This is a genomic window from Streptomyces sp. NPDC046215, from assembly GCF_040646215.1.
Taxonomy (GTDB): Bacteria; Actinomycetota; Actinomycetes; order Streptomycetales; family Streptomycetaceae; genus Streptomyces; species Streptomyces stramineus.
The window spans coordinates 55,951-79,087 of the sequence record NZ_JBEYZW010000030.1; the positions used below are offsets into that span (position 1 = coordinate 55,951).

The window sequence follows — 23,137 nt, forward strand, 5'->3', positions numbered from 1 at the left end:
CATGTCCCTCGCCTCACTCGACCAACGACGCCGGGCCGCGCGCCGCCGCCTGACGCTCCTCGCGGCCGGAGTCCTCGCAGCCGGCGCGGGCGTCACGGCCTTCTTCGTCCTCGGCTCGGACGACTCCGGCAGCGGAGGCGGTCAACACGAGGCCTCCCCGTCTGCATCCGCGCCCGCGGCAATCCCGACCGGCGGCTCGAACACCCCGACCCTGCTGCCCAAGGCAAAAGAAGTGAGGGAAGGGGTGCCCGTCGGCTACCCCCACACCCTGGAAGGCGCAATCTCCGCCGCCGCGCACTACACGGACGCCAACGACCTTTTCACCCCCGAGGCGGCAGAGCGGCAAGGGAAGGTCATGGGTGAACCGAACTACACCCAATTGATCGGGACATACGCCCGTATGGCTGCGCAGAAGGCCAGACAGGACCGTGGTCTTCCTGAAAGCGGAGAGTCGGACACCGCGAATTTCTATGCCAACCAGTCTCGTGCGTACTCCATCGCTTCGGCAGCGGACGACAAGGTGACGGTGTGGCTGCTTACCGACTCCACCGTCTCCGTAAAAGGGGTCAGCAAGAACAGCACGCAGGTGCGCGGAGCCGTCATGGTGTGGGCGCAGGGCGACTGGAAGATGAGCGTGGATACGTTGGACGGCCTCCCCGAGCGGCAGCCCAAGCCAGCTACTCCCGGCAGTCCCGAGGCGGCTCAGGAAGGATGGCGAGCCCTTGCGTACGAGAAGTAGCCGCCCTGGAAAGATCCTGACGCTGCTCCTGATGGTGACCGCCCTCCTGGGCGGAATATCAGCCGACGCTTTCGCCGACGATCCCAAGCAGAAGCCGCCCACGAGCCTCGCGGAATGCATCAAGAACAAGGACACAAAATCCGCTGAGTGCGGAAAGCTGCTGCGCAAGGAGTGCGGGAACGACCCATCGAAGTACAAGGGGAAGGAATGCACAGAATACCTCTCCCTCATGCTGCACAGGAAAGTTCCTGAGAAGGGAGAAGGGGACTGCAAAGGCGGCCCCGTCATCAAGGACTCTTGTGAGACCACTAACAAGGTCGAAGACGTCGTCAAGGACCCAGTCGGTACCATCGCCACGGCCGCATTCGACGCTGTTTCAGGCAACTTCGGGAAGGCTGCAACGGAGGTCCTGAGCGGTCTGACCGACGTGTTTCTGAAGGTGTCGGTCATCAACCTGGACAACAAGGGTCTGCTCAACGTCTACAGCATGACCTGGGCGCTCTCCTCGCTGGTGGCGCTCTTGCTGATGATCTGGCAGTTCGCGAAGGCCGGCTACAGCGGTGAAGGCGTCGCCGCCGCCACGGCCATCGCGGGTCTCGCCAAATGGGCTGTGACCACCCTTGCCTCACTTGCCGTCACACAGGCCGCGCTCGGAGCAGCGCATGAGATCAGCGTGTGGATGATCGACCAGTACAAGGACGGCGGTGGTGAGAAGGCGTTCAAGGACTCCCTCAACCACGCCTTCAACTTCAACGGGATCACGAACACCGCGCTGGTGCTGCTGCTGGCGATCCTCGCGGCGCTGGTCTCTCTGATCCTGTGGGGCGAGATGCTCCTCCGGCAGGCGGCCATCCAGGTCCTGGTGGCCTGCATGCCGATCGTCGGTGCGGGCGGCATCATGCAGGCGACGAAGGAGTGGTTCCCCAAGGCGAGGAACGCCTTGATCGCGCTGATTCTGATCGAGCCCGTCGTCGTGCTGATCTTCGTGATCGGATTCTCCACCACTGGGGAAGCGAAGGGCCTCAAGGACATGCTCGTCGGCCTCTTGACCCTCGTTCTGGCGGCGGTGGCGTGGCCGACCCTGGCAAAGTTCATGACCTTCACGAGCGTGGGTGCCGGTGGCTCCCTGGCCTCGGGCCTGCTCGGTGCGGCGGGCGGCACGGCCGCCAGCCTCTTCGGCACCGGCGGTGGGTCCCCGTCCGGGGCCGGTGCGATCGGCAACGGCCGCTCCTTCACCCAGGCCGTAGAGGCCGAGAACGATGGTGCGGTCGCCCAGGACGGTGCCGCAGGCCGGGCCCGCGCTGGCGGGATGGCCTCGGGCATGGCGGGCATGGGCAAGCTCGGCGCCGCCGCCATGGCACTCCAGGTCGCCAAGGCCGGCAAGGAACTCACCGAGGGCAGCATGGAGGCCATGGCCGCCCACGCCGACCTCGGCCCGGGCAAGGACATGGGCGGGCACATCAGCATCCCCCCGCGCAGCGGCGAGCCGCCCGCCGGCCCCGGCCCCGCGGAAGGCGCCGGAGGAACTGCTCCGCCGCCGCCCGCGCCGGAAGGACCGGCTGACCGTTCGGGCCCGCCGCCTGCGATGCCTCTCGACAGCGCGGAGCCGCCGCCCGCCCCCGCCCCTGCGCCGCGAGGCGAAGCGCCGGCCGACACGGGCACCTCGCAGTCGGACCCTGTCGACATGAGCTGGCCATCGGCGCCGTCGGCGGCGCAGACCGTGAGCGGGCCGTCAGCACCGACGCAGCCGCAGACCGTCGATATGAGCTGGCCGTCGGCGCCAGTACTGCCGCCCCCGAAACAGGGGCCCGGTGAGAACGGGGGGACGACGTGAGTCAGGACCGACCACTGGTGTATTCGGGCTGGCAGTCCGAGCGCCAGGGCTTCATGGGCTCGATGTCGCTGACCGGCTGCGTGCTGGTCGGCGCGGCCGCCCTGGCCATCCTGATCCCCATCTACGCCCAGGACATCTCCGGCGAGCTGATCGGCGTGCCGCTCGCGGTGCTGCTGGTCGCGCTGGCCACGGTCCGCATCTACGGCATGACCGCCGATGAGTGGGCCTCGCTGGCAATCCGTCACCAGATCAACGTCGCAGGAAGTAGAGACGTGTTCTTCTCAGGAGTGTTCGCCCCCCGACGTCGTACGGACGACCAGCAGCCGATGGACCTGCCCGGCGTCCTGGCCCGGCTGCGGATCCTGTCCGCCCCCACCGGCGGCCAGGAGGAGCTGGCCGTCGTCTACGACCCGCTGGAGAACACATACAGCGCCGTACTGGAGATCCGCTACCCGGGCCTGGCCCTGGAGGACACCGACCAGATCAACCGCCGCGTCGCCGCGTGGGGTGCCTTCCTGCGCGCCCAGTGCGTCGAAGGCGGCCCGATCGTGCGGATCGCGGTGCACGAGCGGTCCCAGGCGGACGACGGCACCGCGCTTCAGTCCTGGACCGCCGCCCACACCCACCCCGATGCCCCGCGGGCCGCGGTCGCCGTGGTGCAGGAACTCGCCGCGCGAGGCGGGACCGTAGCCAACACCCGCGCCACCTTCCTCACCCTCACCCTTTCCGCGTCCCGAGCCCGTCTGGCGATCAAGGGCGCGGGCGGCGGCCGCCTCGGTGCCTGCGCGGTCCTGGTCCGCGAGATCACCGCCATGCACTCCGCACTCGCCGCCGCAGACCTCACCGTCGTCCGCCGACTCGCGCCCCGCGAACTGGCCCAGGTCATCCGCACCGGCTACGACCCGGCCGCGGTCAGCGAGATGGCGCTGCGCAACGGCGCCGCCGAACAGCGCGGATGGGATGGCGTCGAGCCGGGTGTCGACCCGGAGCTCGCCGGGCCCGCCGCAGCGCAGACCGCGTGGGGCACCTACCAGCACGACGGTGCGATATCGGTGACCTACCAGGTCCGCAGCTGGCCCGCCTCCTCCGTCTACGCCACTTGCCTGCAATCCCTCCTGCGCCCCCGGCCCACCGCCCGCCGCTCGCTGACCCTGGCCTACGAGCCGCTCGGGCCGCGCCGGGCCCGGGCCGAGCTGTCGAAGGAGCGCACCAAGCGTGACGTGGCGAGGCGGTTGCGGGCGAAGACGGGGCGGATCGAGTCGATGGACGAGCGGGCCGAGATGGCCCGTTCCCTGGAGCAGGACATGGCCCGCGCTTCCGGTCACGGCATCGTCCGCTTCACCGGGCTGATCACCGTCACCGTCACCGACCCCGAGGAGCTGGAGACCGCGTGTGCGGAACTCCAGCAGGACGGCGCCGCCGCAGGTCTTGAGCTGCGCCGCATGTGGGGCGCCCAGGACGCCGGCTTCGCCGCCGCAGCCCTGCCGCTCGGGCAGGGCCTGCCCGCCCGACGGGCGGTGATCTGACATGGCACTGCCGTTCCTGCGCTCCCGTGACCGGGACGATGACACCTCGCTGCCGTCCCAGCGCTTCGAGCACATGCTGGGCGACGGCCGTCCCCGCCCGGCACCGGCGCCCAGGGACAAGAAGAAGACGCGCGAGGGCGTCGGCTTCGTGCCGCCGCGGCGCGGCGTGAACGCCGCCTATGCCGGCCGCGCCGCCAACGAGGCCAACCCGGAGGTGCACAGGGCCGACACCTCCCAGGTCTCCGGTTTGTATCCGTTCTTGCACGCGAGCAGCTTGCCGCCGGTGGGGGCGTACATCGGCTGGAACGTCCTGTCGATGCGCGCGTTCTCGGCGCACCCGAGCGTGTGGGTGGCCGAGGGGCTGGTCACCAACCCGAACGTGATGATCACCGGGATCCCGGGGTCGGGGAAGAGTGCGCACATCAAGGCGCTGGCCCTGCGGCTTATGGCGTTCGGTACCCACACCCTGATCGCCGGGGACGTGAAAGGGGAGTACAACGACCTGTGCCGCTACCTCGGCTACGAACCCCTGCTCCTGGGCCCCGGGATGAAGGGCCGCCTCAACCCGCTGGACGCTGGCCCCCTGGGGCAGGGACTGGACAAGGTCACCGACCGCGGCGAGCTCCTCACCCGGCTCACCGAGATCCACCGCCGCCGGCTGTCACTGCTGAAGGCGCTGCTCGAACTCCAGCTGCGCCGGACGCTGCTGGCCGAGGAGGAAGAGGCCGTCTCGGCAGCGATCCGGGAGGTCACCGGCGAGCTCGCCGGGAACACCAAGCTGACACCTCCCACCCTGCCGGCCGTCCACGCGGCGCTGAAGGACCCCACGAAGGCGATGGCGTACGAGCTGCGGGTGCGCGACGAGGACATCCAGAGCACCCGGGAGCTCACCCGCTCCATCCGGGCCGCCCTCGGCGCGATGGTCAACGGACACCTCGGCGGCCTCTTCGACGCCGAGACCTCCAGCGAACTCGACTTCTCCGCCCCGATTCAGTGCGTCGACATCTCCCGGATGAAGAGTTACGGCGACGACATCGTGAGCATGATCCTCACCTGCGTCAGCTCTTGGGCCCAGGCCGCGATCGACACCCCGGGCCCGCCCCGCCTGGTGGTCCGTGACGAGCTGTGGCGGGCGATGCGCTCCGGCGGCTCCTCCATGGTCCGCAAGATCGACTCCGACCTGAGGTTGTCGCGCGCGGACGGCACCATCCAGGTCCTCGCCACCCACCGCCTCACCGACTTCGAGGCCGTGGGCGCCGCGGACTCCGAGGCCGTCGCCATCGCCAAGGACATGATCAGCAGCTGCGAGACGCGCATCCAGCTCGCCCAGGACTCCCGCCCGCTCCAGGCCATCCAGGAAGCGGTCGGACTCACCGACGCCGAGTACGAACTCATCAGCTCCTGGGGCAAGGCCCACGCTGGCCGCGCCCTGTGGAAGGTCGGCAAGGCCGGCAGCCACCCGGTCCAGCTGCACCTGACGGCGCTGGAGAAGAAGCTGTTCCACACCGACGAGCGGATGACGGCATGAGTACAGGAGGGAAGTCCGCCAGCAGCGGGGGACTGCTGGCACCGAGCCTGCTGCTCGGCGGTATCGGGGTCGCAGGCTGCACGCTGGTCACGGGGCCGGCGGCCGCGCTGCTGTCAGGACGCGGCTGGGCCACGGCCGACGCGGACCCGGCCACCACCGTCATCACCGCCATCGCCCAAGGACCCGGGCAGGCCTGGACCCCAGGACCGCCCGGCTGGCTGTTCTGGGCGCTGACGGTGCTGGTGTGGGCGGTGCTGGGCTGGGCCGGTCTGTGGCTGTGGAAGCGCTTCGGCGGCCCGCAGCAGGGCGGGGCGCAGTGGGGTGGCGCCCGCGTCGAGCGCAAGCTCAAGGTCGACGAGGCCCCGGAGAAGCGGCGCAACCAGATCACGGCCGGCCGCGGCATGAGCACCAAGAAGATCGTGGCGTCCCGCCCGAACATCAGCGCCACGGTCTTCGGCGTGCCGGGCAGCTCCAAGACGACCGGCCTGGTGCTGCCGAACGCCGCCGAGTGGCAGGGCCCGCTGGTGGTGACCACGACCAAGGCCGCCGACCTCGACATCATCTACGCCCGCCGCCGGGCACTGGGCCCGGTCTGGGTCATCGCCCCTGCCGGAATCCCCGGCCGGCCGACCCAGAAGTGGTCGCCGGTGGACTACTGCACCGACGCCAAGGCCGCCGACCGCATGGCCGCCTGGATGGCAGAAGCCGCCTCATCCAGCGACGACAAACGGGCCGCCCCCTGGATCGACCAGGCCAAGAACGTCCTCAAGGGCGTGCTGCTCGCCTCGCACCTGTCGGGCGGCGGCATCAACGGCATGCGCCGCTGGCTCGGCCTCGGCAAAGACGCCGTCGACCACGTCCGCGCCGTCCTCCTCCAGCACGGCTACACCGACGTCGCCGATGACTACGCCTCCCCCTGGCTCCGCCTGCACGAAGACGGCATCGGCAGCATCCAGTTCAGTCTCAACGTCCTTGCGCGGGTCTACGCGGACGAGGAGGTCCGGGAGACCTGCTCCGGCACCGACTTCACCGTCGAGGAGCTTTTGGACCAGAACGGCACCGTCTGCCTTATCGCGAGCGAAGCGGACGCCGAGCGGTTCGCGCCGCTGCTGACGTCGATCATCGCGTCGATCATCCACGGCGCCGAAGTCCGCTACAACAGCACCGGTCGCCCCCTCAATCCGTCCCTGGGCGTCATGGTCGACGAGGCCGGCAACATGCTCCGCTACCCCCGCCTGCCGAACATCCTGACCACCGGCCGCGGCATGGGCATCGACCTCCTGACCGTCTGGCACGACCTCTCCCAGCTCCGCGAACGGCTCGGCACCCAGAAGGCGAACACCGTGCTGTCCGCAAGCGGTCTGCGCATGCTGCTGCCCGGCTGCGGCGACCTGGAGACCCTGCGCTACTTCTCCGGCCTCTACGGGCGCACCGAGACCCTGCGCACGTCCGTCGGCCACTCCCAGGGGCAGTACTCCACCAACACCTCGACCACCGAGACCGACCTCGCCCCCATCCACTCCCTCCAGCAGCTGCCCGACTTCACCGCCATCGCCCAGTACTCGAACCTGCCGCCGATCAAGGTGCGGATGCGCCTGACGTTCCGTGACAAGGACCTCAAGAAGCTCCTCAACCCGACGGCACCAGGACGCGTGACCCTGACCAAGCCCACGAACAGGGCCACCAGGATGTTGAGGAAGGTGATCAGCCGTGTCTGAACCGTTGGACGACCTCGCGGGCCAGTGGCCCTCACCACCGGACGGGGACGACGGAGCGGAGCCGGAGGAGCCGGAGCCGCAGCGGTGGGTGTGGGCGGCCATGGAGCCGCCCGAGCGCCGTGCCCGGCTCCGTGAGCTCGCCGATTGGGTCGACTGGCTCCGGACCACCTTCGAGCTCCACAACGCCATCCCGCGGTGCTGGTACATGCACCAGCCCGTCGTCGAGCACCTCACCGCGCTCTACGCCGGGTGGCTCCGCGTCTACGCCGGCGACCCACCGACGGGACTGGCCGAGGCCGACTGGATCAACACCCTCCACAGCTTCACCCCGCGCCTTCAGCTGGCCGCCTGCGCGACCGGCACCCACCAGGAGCCGCCCCCGGTCCTCCCGCCGCCGCCCGGCGCGACGGAGGCCTTCGAGCTGTACCTGTCGACGTCCGAAGCGACCACCGCGGCCGCCCGGCATCCGGCCCAGGCCGAGCTGGACCGGATGGCCGAGGCGGCCGACCCGCCTCTGTAGCCAGCACATGGAGGGGGCTGCGTCAGATCGCCCGGACGACGAGCTGGGGGGCGATAGAGCGCCCGCCCGACGCAGGCCGGGAATGAACAACGGGAGATGCACATGGGGGAGCGGTTCTCGACGCCGGATCAGGTGCGCGAGCACTGGCTCGGCGGAGGCGACACCTACCGGGTCTCCGAGACGAAGGCCGAAGCTGACCAGCGCAGGGCCGTCGCCCGCTCCCGGGCCGACCGGTCGTATGACGAAGAGCTGGTCGGGGAAGCGCTCGTCATCGCCCGCATGCAGCGCACGACCCTGCCCGTCCCTGATCAGTACCGGTGGGGCATCTTCCACGCCGGGACCGCGCTGCCGGTGCGGATGATGGAATCCGGCCAGGGGGCCGACCAGGCCCGGGCGCTCGCGGAGGCGATCGACGCGTGGCGGGACGCCGAGAGCGGGCAGCCCTTCGACTGGGACAGTGACGGCCTGTCGGACCGGCTGCGGTCGCCGTACGGGCGCGGGATGCTCGATCAGGTCCGCGGCCGGGCGCCGGGGGAGCGCTGGGCAGGGGCCCCGCCGGCCGAGACACAGACGTACGAAACCGAAGACGGCCAGGCCTACACCTACGCCAAGGTCGACCAGGAACTGCACGTCTTCGCCCCCGGCGGCCTGCTGATCGCTCGCGCTGCCAGCCGGTTCGACGTGAACACCAAGAAGGAAGCCTGGATCGGCGAGACGCGCGACGGGCGCCGCCTTGCCGGGCGCTGGGAGAGCCACTTCGTAGAGCACGCGGTCCAGCAGCACCTCATTGCCCAGCGGGAGCCCGCCGACCGGGACGAGCTCTGGATCCACTACACCGCCGACCGCGCCATGGTGCACGGCAGCGACCGGTACGACGCCGACCTCAAGAAAGTGATGCGCTCGGCCGGCTTCACCTGGTCGGGGTATGCCCAGGCCTATGTCACCGCGGGCACGACCAGACCGGTGGCCCGGGCGCAGAGCGTGGACCGGCTCGCCCGCGCGCTGTACGAGGAGGGCCGCGCAGTTGAGATCCGGGCGGACGAGGACCGGCTGCGCGGCATCCTCGCCCCTGCTGCCCCCGGCGCGGCCGCCGCGAATACCGCCTCCGCCGTGCCGGCTTCGGAGCCCAAGCCGGTGCTGGCGCCGGAGGACCTGACGGACGACCTGCTTGCCGCAGAGCTGGCCCGGCTGACCCGCGAGCGGGACGCGGCCGTGTATGGCGGCACACGTCGCCGCCGCCTTGACGAGCAGCTTGCCCCGCTGACGGAGGAGCACCGGAGGCGGATCGTCGCCTCGTACCAAGAGCGCGCCGACCCGGCCGGGATGACGGAGGAGGAGCTCACCGCCGAGCGGGAGGAGCTGGCGCAGTCGCTGCGCGGCGGCTACGGCAATGACCCGGTGAAGGTGGCCCGGCAGGACCGCGCCGATCTGCTGGAGGCCGAGCACGGCCGCCGTCTTGCGGCGGAGCTCGAAGCGCGTCCGTCGGTCCTCCAGATGACCGACGAGGACCTGCACGCCGAGGGTGAGACGCTGGCCAAGCAGCGTTACGGCACCCACCCGGGAGCGGCGCGCGAGGCCTTCGACGCCCGCCGGACGGCGGTCGGCGTGGAGATCGCCGACCGGCACCTGCGCACCTGGGAGGTCGAGCAGGTCCCGGTCGACCAGCTCGACGACATCCAGCTCACCGAAGCGATCGAGGCCCTGCGCGCCGAGCGCCTGTACGTCACCGCCTTCGCGGGCCACTACGCCTCGAAGCAGCGCGTCGAGCAAGCCCACAACGCGCGCCTGGACGTCCTGCGGGACGGGCAGAAGGGCCGCGACACCAAGGCATTCGAGGCGCTGCTCAAGTCGGACGGCCGGATCCGCCTGAAGCGCCGCTCCCATATGGCCGGCGTGCGGGAGGACGACGTCCGGGTCTTCGTCGACGGCCGCGCGTACGCCGACCTGAGCGAGGACTACTCGGGGTGGAAGGTCTCGATCCTGCTGGGCCGCGGCACGGTGAACACCGAGACGTTGCGTACGGAGGCCTTGAGCTGGCTCATCGAGCAGTACGAGGCATCCCCGCACACCCGTGACACCCGCACGTGGGGGCCGGTGGTCGACGTTGAGCTGCCGCCGGCGTTCGTCTCCCGTGCCGTGGAGGAGTTCACCTCCCTGACCGGGAAGGCTGAGCGGTACCTGGTGGAGCGCATGGCGGAGTCGCCGCGCAATCAGAACTTCGACCACCAGGGCAACAAGTACATGGCGCACTTCCTGGATCTGCCGGAGCGGACGCTGCCGGTGCTGGAGGAGCTGGGGCGCCGCCTGGTCGACATGCTCGACGAGGAACTGGACTCCGACGACCGCAAGACCAGGGAGCGGGCCAAGCGGTCCCGGCCCGCGGTGCTGCGTGGCCTGGACGACATCCGCGAGACAATGCAGGCACGCGGCCTTGAGCCGCCGGCCAACGCGGCCGCCGCTGCGCCGCAGGACGGGGAGACCGATGGTGAGCGAGTACGCGACGACGGCCCGCCGGCACTGGGAGACGTACCGGCCCAGGGAGCTGGCCCAGATGCCGGACCCGGAGGAGTTCTTCGCGGAGCTGGCGGTGGCGGTGCAGGAACGGATCGCGGAGCTGACGCAGGAGCGGATGGGCGAAGCGATGCGGGAGACGGACCACGAGCGGCGGGCGGGCAAGCTCAAGGCGGCGCAGCAGATGGCCCGGGAGCAGGCGCTGAGGGAGATCGTGCTCCTGGAGCCGGAGGAGGAGAGCCGGGACGCGGAGCTGCCCCGCTAGCGACCCGCTTCCGCCCCGCCTCGCAGGACGACCTCGCGCCGGCGGGGGAGCGGGCCAAGGCCGCCGCCAACCTGGCCGCGGTCCGCACCCTCAAGCAGATCCAGGCCGAGGACCGCCCGGCCACTCCCGAGGAACAGCAGGTCCTCGCCCGCTGGTCGGGGTGGGGCTCGGTGCCCGACGTTTTCGCCGCCCGCCCGCAGGAGGATGACCCGGTCTTCGGGCCGGGCGGAGAGCGGGAAGGCGGCTACGCGGCGGCCGCGGCCCGCTGGGAGGCGCTCGCTGACGTCCGCGACCCGCTGCGGGAGCTGCTGGACGATGCCGAGTGGCGCGCGGCCGCCGCCTCCACCCTCAGCGCCCACTACACCCCGCCCGAGATCACCGCCGCCCTGTGGCAGGCCCTGGCCGATCTCGGGTTCGACGGCGGCGAGGTCCTGGAGCCCGGCTCCGGCGCCGGGGTCACCTTCGGCACTGCCCCGGAGTCGGCCCGGCTGACCGGTGTCGAGATCGACCCCACCAGCGCCGCGATATCGCGCCTCCTCGCGCCCGGCGTCACCGTCCTGAACGAGAGTTTCGCCGACACCATCGCCCCCGACGGCGCGTTCGACGCCGTGGTCGGCAACGTGCCCTTCGCCCGCGTCACCCTGTTCGACCCGAAGCACAACCGGTCCCGGCACCGCATCCACAACCACTTCCTGGTCAAGTCGGTGCAGCTGACCCGCCCCGGTGGCGTGGTTGCCCTGATCACCTCCCGGCACACCATGGACGCCGAGCGGGACGCGGCCCGCCGTGAGCTCTTCGAGAGCGCCGACCTGCTGGGTGCGGTCCGGCTGCCGAACAAGGCCTTCACCCGCAGCGCGGGCACCGATGTGGTCACCGACATCCTGATCCTGCGGCGCCGCGCCGCGGGCGAGGCCCCCGGCGACGGGGGCTGGGTGTCCTCCACCCGGCAGGACCTCGGCGGCCACACGCTGCCCGTCTCTGACTACTTCACCGCCCACCCCGAGCACGTGCTGGGCACCCTCACCACCCGCATGGGCGCGCACGGCCCGGAGGTCGCCGTCGACGGCGACCCGGACGTCTCCGTGGCCCTGCATGCCGCCCTGCGGCAGATCACCGACAAGGCGGCCCAGGACCGGCGCGGGTACCAGCCCCACCCCGACGGCCCGCACCGGCCCCATCTGCGATTGCGCCCTGCCGCCGCCGTCACGGACTTCACCGGCCGCCTGTCGGCCGACGCCGACGGCAAGCTGTGGCAGGCCAACAGCAACGGCGACCCCGTCGCCGTCGAGCTGCCGGAGGCCGAGCACGCCCAGCTGACCGCGCTCATCGAGCTCAAAGACTTGGTGCGCGGGCTGAACGACCTCGACCGGCGCGGCACCGAGACGGCCCTGGCCGATGCCCAGCGCCGCCAGACCAAGGCCGCATACGAGCGGTATGTCGCCGAGTACGGGGCCCTGTCCAGGCCGCGCCAGCAGCAGAACGCGACCGTCACCGGCGACAACGGCCAGTCGCACAAGCGGCTGACCGGCTACGGCTACTTCCTCAACGACCCCTCCGCGTTCGAGGTCCTGGCGCTGGAGTGGTGGGAGGCGGGATCCGAGACCGTCCACGTCTCCCAGGTTCTCGACCGGGCCCCGGCCGCCCGCCGCAGCGTGCTCGGGCAGCACACCGACGACCCGCAGCAGGCCCTGACCGCGGTCGTCGCCGAGCGCGGCCACGTCGATCTCGACCACATCGCCTGGATGCTCCAGGTCGAGCCTGCCGAAGCCCGCCGGCGCCTGGGCCGGAGTGTGTTCACCGACCCGCTGACCGGTGACCTGGTCCACAGTCCCGACTACCTCTCCGGCGACGTCCGGACCAAGCTGGCCATCGCCCGGCAGGCCGCCCGCCGCGACCGGGCCTTCGAGACCAACGTCGCTGAGCTCGAACGGGTCCAGCCGCGCGAGCTCCTGCCGGGGCAGTTCGCCATCCGCCTGGGCGCGGCGTGGATCCCCGACGACATGGTCCAGGAGTTCTTCCGGGGCTACCTGGGCGACGCACACCTGACGGTCCAGCACTCCGGCGGTGGGAACTGGCACATCCTCCAGGGCCGCAAACTGGCCGAAGAGGACGAGCTTCGCCACAGCGCGGGCGGGCTGGGCCCGCTGGCCATGGTGTCCAAGGTCCTCAACGGCGGGTCCATGACCGGGCGGCCGGCGGACGACGAGGAAGCCTCACGGGCCGTACGGGTGAAGGCCGACGAGTTCCGCGACGCCTTCGAGGCATGGGTCCTGGACGACTCCCTGCGCGCCGCCCGGATCGCGGAGGTCTACAACCAGCGGATGAACGCGCGGGCGGTGCGCGACTTCACCGGCTCCGCCCCCTCCCTGGCCGGACTCGACCCGGACTTCACGCCGTACGACCACCAGCTGGCGTCCGCCGCCCGCATGGCGCATGAGCGCTGCCTGGTCCTGGCCCACGTGGTCAGCGCGGGCAAGACCGCGACCATGACCATCGGCATGATGGCCATGCGCAACACCGGGCAGATCAACAAGCCCATGGTCACGGTGCCCAACTACCTGGTCGAGCAGTGGGAGGACACGGTCCGCGGTCTCTTCCCGACCGCCCGCATCCTGGCCCTGACCAGTGCCGACCTGGAGGACGGCAAGCGGGACCGGATGCTGGAGTACATCCGGGCCAACGACTTCGACCTGATCATCACCTCCCACAGTTTGTTCGACTCGATCCCGCTCTCCCCGGAGTTCCACGAGCTTTACCGCAACGACGAAGCCCGCCTGCTGAGGGAGCAGGTCGCCCGCGAGCGCAAGCGCGACGGGAAATCGGTCAGCCTCAAGCAGCTCGAAGAGCGCGTCAGCCAGTTCGAGGAAGAGCTCAAGGCCCGCGCGGCCGCCGTCCGCACCCCCGGACAGGTCTATCTCGACGACCTCGGAGTCGACTTCTTCGCGGTTGACGAGTTCCATGAGTACAAGAACCTGGCCGTCCGCTCGAAGATCCCCGGCGCCCGGGTCCAGGGCTCCGGCAAGGCCCAGCACGTTCACGAGGCCCTGGAATGGGCCCGGATGAACAAGCCCACCGGCCCCATCGGCGTGCTGGCCACCGGCACCCCGCTGTCCAACGCGATCGGCGAGCTCCACACGCTGGTGCGGATGGCCGACCCGGACCTGCTGCGGGACATCGACGCCGAGACCTTCGACGCCTGGGCAAGCATGTACGGCCGCATGGTCGAGCGCATGGAGATGACCACCGACGGCAAGGGCTTCAAGAGCGTCGAGCGGTTCGCCTCCTTCCACAACGTCCCCGCCATGGTGCGGCAGCTGTGGTACCCACTCGTCGACTACAAGAGCGCCGAAGACCTCGGCCTGGAGCTGCCCCTCATCAAGGGCGGCGAGCCGGAGCTCATGCTCGTGCCGGCCACCGCCGACCAGCTCCAGCGCATGCAGGAGCTCGGCGAGCGCTACGAGGCCTTCCGCAAGGGAGGCGTCGACAAGAGCATCGACAACCCGCTGGCGATCAACAACGATGCCCGCGTCATCGCCCTGGACTCCCGGCTGATCGACGCCGGCGCCGAGCCCAGCAGCAAGCTCGCCGCCCTCGCGGACCGCATCGTCGCGAAGCACGAGGAGACCAAGAACAACCGCTACACCTACAGCGCCACCGACAAGCGCCCCCACCCCGTCCCGGGCGCGCTCCAGTTCGTCTTCCTCAACAACGGCACCCCCGGCGGCAACAACCGCGGCAACTTCAACGCCTACCAGGAGCTGAAAGACCTCCTCGTCGCCCGAGGCATGCCCGCCGACAAGATCGCCTTCATCCACGACGCCGCACGCGCCGACCAGCGCATCAAACTCCAGCGCGACGCCAACCACGGCGGCATCAACGTCCTGGTCGGCTCCACCATGCGTATGGGCAAGGGCCTGAACGCGCAGAACCGTGCCGTCTCGCTTTACCACGTGGACCCGGACTGGCGGCCCTCCGACATGGCCCAGCGCGACGGCCGCATCGTCCGCAACGGCAACCAGAACGAAGAGGTCGAGATCGTCTGGATGGCCACGGAAGGCACCTTCGACTCGCGCATGTACGGCCTGCTGGCCACCAAGGCCAAGGGCTTCAACCAGCTCTACAAGGCCCGCGTGGACGACACCAGCGACGAGATCATGGAGGTGGAGGACGCCAACCTTCCCTACGAGGAGGCCATGGCGATCATCTCCGGCAACCCCTACCTGATCGAGCAGGAAGAGCTCCGCAAGGAGCTGCGGACCTTGGAGCTCGACCAGCGCAACCGCGCCACCCAGCGCGCGATCCTCGGCAAAAGGCTCAACGAGCTCCGCATCGACATCGAGAACCTGTCCAACGACATCCCCCGGCGGGCCCGCGCGCTGCCGCTGCTCGAACCCGTCCTCGGCGACGACTTCCGCATCACCCTCGCCGGGACCCAGTACACCAAGCACAAGGACGCGGCGGCGCCGCTGATGCAGCTCCTGACCGGTGTCGGGCAGAGTCTTCCCGCCGGCCGCGCCACCACCCCGGACGCGAAGCTGGGCCGCCTGGGCGGGCTGGACGTCGTCGCCGTGGCCTACCGCGAGGACTCCGGCGAGACCTACGTCCGCCTCCACCTCGACGGCCTGCCGGGCATCGTCCAGCGCTCCACCCTCGCCGAGCTCGCCGAGCTCAAGGGAGAGACGGTCCTGCGGCGCCTGGTGAAGACCATCACCGAAGCCCCCGAGCGCCAGACCGAGGACGAAGGGAACCTCAACGCCAAGCGCACCACCCGCGACCAGCTGCTCATCGACCGGGAGCGGCTGCGCGGTCAGGTCCCCGGCCTGGGGCGCGTTCGAGAGCGCAAGAGCCTGGTGGACACCCTGGTCGCCGCCCAGGCCTCGCTGAACAAGATCGGCAAGCCGAACGACGACGAGCCGGCGTCCGTCACCACCAGCCGCCGTGAGGCCACCGCCCGCCGCGACGACCTGCAACAGCGCCTCGACCGCCTGGCCGCCGAACCCCCCGCCGAGCAGACCTCCACCGAGGCGGGCGCGGTCATGCGCGACATGGACGACGCCGGCCCCCGGCTCGACCCGGCCACCTACACCCCCGTGCAGCGTGAGGCGGAGGCGGCCCTCCTGCGCGCCCACCTTGCCGTTCACGGCCACGACCCCGAGGTCGCCGCCCGCCTCGCCGCGCTCGGCGAGAGCGCCGAGCTGCCCCGGCCCGAGGGCGCCGCGTCCACCGGCCTGCCGCCCGCTCAGGAAAGCCCGCAAACGCCCCCAGCAACCCTCAACGCAGGCTCCGGAGACCGCGTTGGCGGCCCGCAGAAAGTCGCGGAGACCGGCCCCAGCGACAACGGTGAGCCTGCCGAGGAACAGGCCGAGCAAGACCTCCCGGCCCCCGAAATTCCGGCGGCATCCGATGGGGCCCAACCGTCGGCACCCGAGGACACCGGCACCGAAGACACCGCCGGGCCAGACCAGGAGGCGGACGGCGACCCGTACGGAACGGCCGACCTCTTCAACGAGTTCGGGCTGACGCCACCCGAGCGCGTCCCGGCACCGGCCCCGGAGGCAGACCCTGTACCCGAGACGGAGGAAAAGCCCGAGGAAGTTGCTGAGGGGCAGATGACCGTGGAGGAGGCGCAGCCCGCTCCCGTGCCCGCCGAGCCGGTGTCGAGCGATGATCGGTGGGAACGGCTCACGAGCGCGGATGGGCAGCTGGCCTTCACACTCCCGCGTGTTCCCACCGACGACGTGCTGCCGGAGATCGTGGAGAGGTACGTGCGCCGGCGCGAGGAGCTCGCCGCGGCGGTCGAGACGCGGAACGCCCACAGTGGCCAGAGCTCCGAGGAGCGGAACGAGCAGCTGGCGGAGTGGCGCCGCAGCTACAAGGCCGACAACGGCCTTGAGCCGTTCAAGCCCTTGCCGTCCCTGCGGTTGACCCGGCGTCCGGACGCCCCGGCCCGGAAGCCCGCGGAGTACGCCCTCGGCTCCTGGGTGACCTGGCAGGACACGACGACCGGCACGCAGGTGACCGGACAGGTCATGTCGCCCGGCGCGGGCAAGGACACCTGGTACGTCAGCACCGACCGCACGGGAGTGACCGGCGAGTACCACGTGCTCAGCCGGAGCGGGAAGAAGAAGACGGGCTACAGCTACAGCATCAGCGGCGCCGCGACCGATCTCCGGCCCGCCGACGGGCCGCCGGAGGTACTGCCGTTCGAGAGCCTGCCGGCGGTCGCTGCCGTTCCCGCACGCCCCGTGGCGTCGTACGCCGACTACGTGTCCAAGGGCGGGATGGCCCCGGTGCGTGAGCCGGTGCCGGTGATCGTCGGCCCGGACGAGGCGCGCTCCCAACCCGCGGAGGTCGTCTTCCCCGTCACCGCCGACGGCATCCCGTTCGTCGTCAAGATCGACCAGGACGACGCCTCGCTCACCACGCTGTACTCGCTCCGCGTTGAAGTCGACGGCGACATCGTGGCCGAACTGTGGCAAGAGGACTCGCGGGGTGCCGCTATCGACGCGGCCGTACGCGCGGCACGCCTCGCCCGCGAGCTCGCCGACAAGCCGCTCTACGCCCGCTACCGCAATCGCACCCTGGACGTCGCCGAAGACGGGGTGTGCGCCAAGTGCAACCGGCAGTCGGACGGCGGCACCGAGGCCCAGCCGTTGTACCGGGTCGACGGCGGAGACCCGACGTGCGCCCCGCACATCGCCTCCGCCCTCGACGTCAGTGCGACCGAGGTGGCAGAGCTGGGCACCGCGCGGCGCATCATGGCGGTGCGCACCGTCCCCGAGCCGCACCCCGAAGCGGAGCCTGCACCGGCCGAGGAGCCGACGGCCCCCGGGGCCGCGCCGGCGCCGGACGAGCCCCGCCTTATCGACCGCGCGGCTGTGGCCCCCGGCGACCTGGTCACGATCACGCTGGACGTGCCCGGCGTCGTGCACCCCGGCAGGGAGGTTCCCGGGGCCGTCTCCGTCACCGGATCCGTCTACCCGGCGTACCGCGACTACCACCAGAGCGCCGTCCTGCTCGACTCGGTGATCCACGACGCCGAGGGCAACGAGGTGACCACCAGCGCAGACGTCACCGTGCAGATGCCTAACCAGGTGCACGTCACCCCGGCCGGACACCGCGAGGACCTGCGGCCCGAGACCCGCATCGTCACACAGATCCGCGTCGGTGACCTCATCGCCGAGGGCGGCACCCGCGGAGAGATGATCACCGAGGTCCGCTACGCCCACAACCCCCAGGGCGCCACCGGTTTCTCCACCCGCGACGTCGCCAAGGGGACCGCCAACGGCTTCTCCCTGCGCAACACCGACGAGATCCGCGTCGTGCCCCGCGAACGACGGGCGCCCGAGCACCTCGCCGACCTCTTCGGCAGGCACACCAGCCGCCTCCAGGCCGCCACCGAGACCCGGCGCATCCATGAGCTGCACACCGCCCTCGACGCGGCCGCAGGCCGTCAGTGGCCGGACGCCGACGGCCCCCAGGGCGCGCTCCGTGCGCTGCGGGACGCGATACAGGGGATCGATGCCGACGGCTCCGGCCTGGACACCTACCGGGCCAACGCGTCGGCCATGACCACCGCGGCGGCCGCTGCGACGGCCCTCTTCGAAGCGGCCGACGACACCGCCCGGTACAGCGGCTACATCGGCGAGCCCCTGCACCACCTCCGCCAGCACTTGGACGTACAGGTCCACCGGCTGCAAGCGGACGTCGCGCGCCTCGCCCAGCGTGAGGAGGAACGTGCGCCCGCAGCCGAACCCGTGGTGGGTACCCCGCCCGAGCGCCGTGAGGCAGAGTCGGCCCCGCCCGCTGTCGAGCAGCCCGGACCCGACACGACGGTGCGTGATGCCGTCGGCAGGGCACCTGTTGCCGACCCCGCGGTGACCGGGCTGACCGGTGATCAGCTCGGCCTGCCCTTCGACGACCAGGAACCGACCGAGGACGCCCCCGCGGCGCCACAGCCCGGACCCGCCCCGGCGTCCCCGTCCCCCGACCCCTCCGAGCTGAGGAGTGAGCAGACCGTGACGGATCAGGCACCGCCGAAGGAACCCCTCGAAGTGCTGCACAAGGGCTCCGAGGGCAGCGGCACGCCACCCGCCGAGGATGCCGACGTCCAGCCCGACGCCGCAGGCGCCACAGAACAGGGCCCTGCGGCGGCGGCCCGCGCCGTTGCCCCCGCACCCTACTGGCGCGATATCGGCGCCGAGAGCAACGACCAGGCCGCCGAGCGGTTCGGGGGGGCCAACCGCGTCCGCGCGTTCGCCAACATGGCCACCGTGCAGTACGTCGCATCGGCACTCAACAACCCCTACGCCCATGTCTGGCTGGGCGGTCGCCTGATCGGCCGCATCGAAGACCTCAACAGCATCGGTAACGCAACGCGCCCGGGCCCGGCCCTGTGGGAGGCCCGGCCCGTCTTCGGCTTCTCCGACCGGGAACGCACGCGATTCCGCAGCCAGGATCCGGCAATCGCCGACCTCGTCGTGCGCGCGCTACAGGAAGGACCTCCGGCCGTGGACCGCCTGAACAGCGCCATGACCGACTCCTTCACTGCGAGCCTGGCTCCCCCCGGGGAAGCGCTGGCACAGCTCCCAGCCCAGATGCAGAGGGAACCGGCCGCAGTGGAACGCCGGGCTGAGCTCGCCGACATCCTGCGCGCCTTCACCGAGGGACAGAGCCACAGCGGCAACATCGCGAGCGACCTCGCGACCGCGCACGACAGCCTGATGTGGCTGCACGGCACACAGCCCGCGACCGCCACACAGGCCCAGGCCGACCTGGAACGCCGCGCGGCGGCGGCCGCGTACTTCCTCAATGTCTTCCAGCCCGAGGACCCCCGGGCTGCACTCCCCCAGCCGAGCAGCGCGCCGAACCAGAAGCAGACCACACAACTGCCCGCTGCGTCGCGCGCCGACGAACTCGACGGCACCAGCATCGACAACGAGCAGCCCGACACCGCCGAGCAGTCGCCCGAGCCGACCGGTCTGCCTGATGCCGCCGCCGTACCGAAGGACGACGAGTCCCGCGATGCCGCCGCACAGACACGGAACGGCGACGGCCTTGCAGCAGCATCACCCCCGACCCCAAGCCCGTCCGGTCCAGCCGCCGACGAACAGCGGGAAGGGGCTCCCCCCACTGCGACGGACGAGCCCCCCGCCCCAGGGACCAGCGACGAGACCGCCGTGCAGCTCGACAACGCCGCGCCGGATACCACGCCCCGCACGCTCGGGGAGAGCGGTGACGAGTCGGTGGACAACCAGGCCGAACCACTGCCCCAGAGCACCGTCGACAGCACCGGCGGTAGCTTGTCCGCGGGACCGTCGCCACAGGAATCGGAAGCCCGGCAGCAGTCGACAACCACCGGATCAGACAGCATGGAGGGAACCACCATGGCCACGCCCACGCCCACCACCGATCCGGAGCAGGCTCCTGCGACACGGCCCGCCCCCGAGCCGGCGCCCCTGCGCCCTGAGCTTCCTCTGTGGGCGGGCAACGACCTGCCCAACGGCAAATGGGAGCGCCGCGGCGACGTCCTGCACGACTACTTCGACGGCCGCCCCATGTGGCAGCTCAAGCCGGGCGGCGCCGCCCAGCAGCCGCCCATGCCGCCTTCAGAGGCCGCCGCCGAGCCGAAGCCGGCGGAGGTACCGGCGGACGGAGACCTGTGGGCGGGGTTCGAGGAGGTCATGGAGGCCTGGAAGGAGCACGTCCCCGCTGATCTCCGCACGACCGAAGAAGCCTGGGCGGCCGTACAGAGCGACCTGCGAACGCTCCGCCAGGCGCTCCAGGCGGAAAGCGCCCCTCCTGCTCAGCCTGCCCGGCCGGCGACGCCCGCCCCCGCACCCAAAGCAGAGCCTGAGTCGGCCGCCGAAGCGGTCAACACGGCCCTGGACAAAGTCGATCAGCACACCACCACCAGCCTCCGGGACTCCCCCGAGTGGCAGCGCTTGCAGACCATTCGCGGTGCCGCCCGGCACCTGTGGGACACGTTCAAGGAGAAGGCCGGGGCGTTCTGGAACTCCCTGCGCGAAGACACCCGTTTCCAGGGGTTCTGGAAGACCGTCTCCATACGCGTGTGCGAGAAGATCGCGGAGGTGGCCACCGCCGGGGCCGACCGGATCCGCCGCTCGACCGCGGGTGACCTCCCCACCGCCGATGCCCTCCTTGCGCTCAGCGACACCAGCCTCGCCTACAGCACCGCGGCACGCGCGAGCACGGCAGAAGTCCCGCAGCCGAAGCCGCAAGCCGAGGTCCAGCAGGCCGTAGAAGCGCAGCAAGTGAAGGCCGACACCACCGGCGTGCAGCAGCCACCCGCCCAAGCCCAGCAGGCACCGGCCGAACCTCAGCAGGCGCCGCAGGCCAAGCGCCCTGCCGGCCCACTCCCGTACGCCTCGCAGGACGAAGCGGTCCAGGCCTCGATCAACGTCGTGCAGCACTTCCGGACATGGGTCGAGTCCCCCATGGGGCAAGAGCTGCTGGCCAGCAAGCACCCGCGACTCATCGCCTTCAAGAACGCATGGGAGAGCCTCCCGCCGGCGGAACTGCCCACCGGCCCCGGCCCGGCCACCGTCCCGTACGGGGAGGTAGCCAAGACGGCCCGGTCCCTGTGGCGGAAGGCAGCGGAAGCAGGCCGCTTCGCCGACGCGGACCTCAAGACGCTGCGCGCCGTCGCCGACAGCGCGGAAGCTCACTCCCAACGCCTCGCGAAGACCACGCCCGTCGGCGCCGCAGAGCCTGCGGCCCCTTCCCGCCGTGCTGCGGTGACCACGCCCGGCGCCGCCCAGCAGGCCCCGCCGCGCCCGCGCGTGGCCACTCCTCCGCCGAACGGGGCGGCGCGTCCGCCCCGTATGTCGGCGTAACCGCTACGCCGTCGTGCTGGCCCCGGGGGCAGGTGCCCACAGGCCAGCGCGACGTGCGTCTCCGAGGCTGTCCCTGTTCACAGCGACTGGCCGCGGCCGCGTGGCGGGTGCTGCGGTCCCTTGCTGCGGGGCGCCTGCACGCCCGGCGGGGGCACTGCCCGGGGCCGTCGAGCCGGACGCAGGACGCCTTGCAGCTGCTGCCGCAGACCGTCCTCGGCCTGGCGCTGCACCACCGGCAGGCGGCCGCGCCGCTGGATCTCGGCAGCCGTCTGCTGCCGCAGACGCCCCAGCCGACTCGCCCGCGCAGCCGCGGTAAAGGCCCGCCGCTCGGCGTACTGACGGTCTTCCACCGCTGAGGTCTGCGCCCGGGCGATCAACTCCGGCGATGCCCCCTGGTCCTTCAGTCGCTGGACAACGTCGAACGCCTCCTCCTGCCCCGGCGGGCGCGAGGCGCGCTGAGCGGCCTTCTCGCCGCGCTTGAGCCGGGCATGCAGCTGGGTCAGCTCCTTGTCCGGCAGCAGCTCCAGCGGGGCATCCGGTGTCGGCGGTTCGGACACCAGGGTCCGCAGGACCGACAGCTCCCCCGCGTGCGCCATCCGTAGAGCGCTGCGAGGATCGGGGTCGGCCATTACGGCGATGGACTCGGCGTCAACGGTCACGCGGTGCAGGACGGGACGGGAAGTGTTATCGATCTCTGCGCGACCGGCGAACGTGATGACGACCTCGCGGTGGCGCACCAGCCATCCACGGGCCTCGTCCGCCGGCAGCGGCCGGGCCCGCCCGGCCGTGAGCGCCTGCACGGCGCCGGGCTCTCCCCTCCAGCGGCCGTCGGGCCCGCGCTCGTTGACGTAGAGCTCGTCAGCGGCCCGGTTGGTGATGGTGATCCGGCGCACTGCCGCACTGGCCTCGGCCGCCGCGATCGTCTCCGGCATCATGCGAATGGCCAGGTCATGAGCGTTTGGAGGGGTCCAGCGGCCCGCCGCGAGATACCGGTGGAGGCTGTCGAGCCGGCTGCGCTCCTCCGGCACAGCCAGCCCGATGACCTCCACGCTGTGGCCGGCCCGGGCGAACCGCTCTGCGGTGGCGACCGTCATCGCGGGATCGCGGAAGATGCCTTCCAGCATGAGGCTGTAGCCGTTGTCCAGGGCGTGCTCGATGCTCATCCGCACCCAGGCGCCGGAGGCCTGCCCCGTGGCGTTGGGGAACAGCAGCGGCTGCTTCTCCAGCAGCTCCTGGTAGCGGGGGTGGAACCTGCGCAGCTCGTCCCCGGTCAGCGGCACCAACTGGCGGTCGGCGTGACGCTGTTCCGCTGCGGCCATGGCCTGGCTCTTGCCCGCGGCGGGCTGACCGCCGAGCAGTACCAGCACCGGATCGCGCTGCGGGGTGTAGCCGGAGAAGACGAAGTTGCGGACCTCGGCCGCGAAGATGCGGGTCAGCTCGGCCTCGGAGAGGAAGAAGTCTTTCGCCTCAGCCACGGCCGGCCTTCAGCTCCTCCAGCTCTGCCTGCCATATGCGGATGTGCATGATGAGCTGGCCGCGGTCGTGCGCGGGCACGGCGCGCTTGGCGTCGCGCAGATCGATGATCTTCTGCCACAGGCGAGCGCGCTCCGCTTCGTCGGCCGCGGCTCGGTGGCGAGCGA

At 71.1% G+C, this 23,137-nt stretch carries 8 protein-coding genes; 7 read left to right on the forward strand and 1 reads right to left on the reverse strand.

Features of this window, described 5'->3' with window-relative positions; all coding sequences use genetic code 11:
• The first annotated feature begins 1 nt into the window (after position 1).
• The 7 genes from ABZ951_RS15860 to ABZ951_RS15890 all read left to right on the forward strand — a co-directional run bounded on the left by ABZ951_RS15860 (position 2) and on the right by ABZ951_RS15890 (position 21,497).
• Complete coding sequence (locus tag ABZ951_RS15860) at positions 2 to 739, forward strand: hypothetical protein (protein WP_344090163.1); 738 nt, start codon at positions 2 to 4, stop codon at positions 737 to 739.
• A gap of 31 nt (positions 740 to 770) precedes the next feature.
• Positions 771 to 2,573 carry a hypothetical protein gene (locus ABZ951_RS15865; protein WP_344090161.1) on the forward strand — a complete coding sequence of 601 codons (1,803 nt, stop codon included), beginning with the start codon at positions 771 to 773 and terminating at the stop codon, positions 2,571 to 2,573.
• Positions 2,570 to 4,099 carry an SCO6880 family protein gene (locus ABZ951_RS15870; protein ID WP_344090158.1) on the forward strand — a complete coding sequence of 510 codons (1,530 nt, stop codon included), beginning with the start codon at positions 2,570 to 2,572 and terminating at the stop codon, positions 4,097 to 4,099. Before ABZ951_RS15865 ends, ABZ951_RS15870 begins: the two co-directional genes overlap by 4 nt.
• A gap of 1 nt (position 4,100) precedes the next feature.
• The gene (locus ABZ951_RS15875; protein WP_344090156.1) at positions 4,101 to 5,627 is read left to right on the forward strand and encodes a type VI secretion protein; all 1,527 of its coding nucleotides are present in this window, start codon (positions 4,101 to 4,103) and stop codon (positions 5,625 to 5,627) included.
• Positions 5,624 to 7,345 carry a type IV secretory system conjugative DNA transfer family protein gene (locus ABZ951_RS15880; RefSeq protein WP_344090154.1) on the forward strand — a complete coding sequence of 574 codons (1,722 nt, stop codon included), beginning with the start codon at positions 5,624 to 5,626 and terminating at the stop codon, positions 7,343 to 7,345. The genes ABZ951_RS15875 and ABZ951_RS15880 overlap by 4 nt, the downstream gene beginning before the upstream one ends.
• Positions 7,338 to 7,865 carry a hypothetical protein gene (locus ABZ951_RS15885; protein WP_344090152.1) on the forward strand — a complete coding sequence of 176 codons (528 nt, stop codon included), beginning with the start codon at positions 7,338 to 7,340 and terminating at the stop codon, positions 7,863 to 7,865. The genes ABZ951_RS15880 and ABZ951_RS15885 overlap by 8 nt, the downstream gene beginning before the upstream one ends.
• 102 nt (positions 7,866 to 7,967) lie before the next feature.
• Complete coding sequence (locus ABZ951_RS15890; RefSeq protein WP_344090150.1) at positions 7,968 to 21,497, forward strand: hypothetical protein; 13,530 nt, start codon at positions 7,968 to 7,970, stop codon at positions 21,495 to 21,497.
• A gap of 77 nt (positions 21,498 to 21,574) precedes the next feature.
• Here the strand turns inward: ABZ951_RS15890 and ABZ951_RS15895 are convergent, their stop codons facing one another.
• Positions 21,575 to 22,972: a zeta toxin family protein gene (locus tag ABZ951_RS15895; protein WP_344090148.1), complete on the reverse strand. Its 1,398-nt coding sequence runs from the start codon at positions 22,970 to 22,972 to the stop codon at positions 21,575 to 21,577.
• Between the last annotated feature and the right edge of the window lie 165 nt (positions 22,973 to 23,137).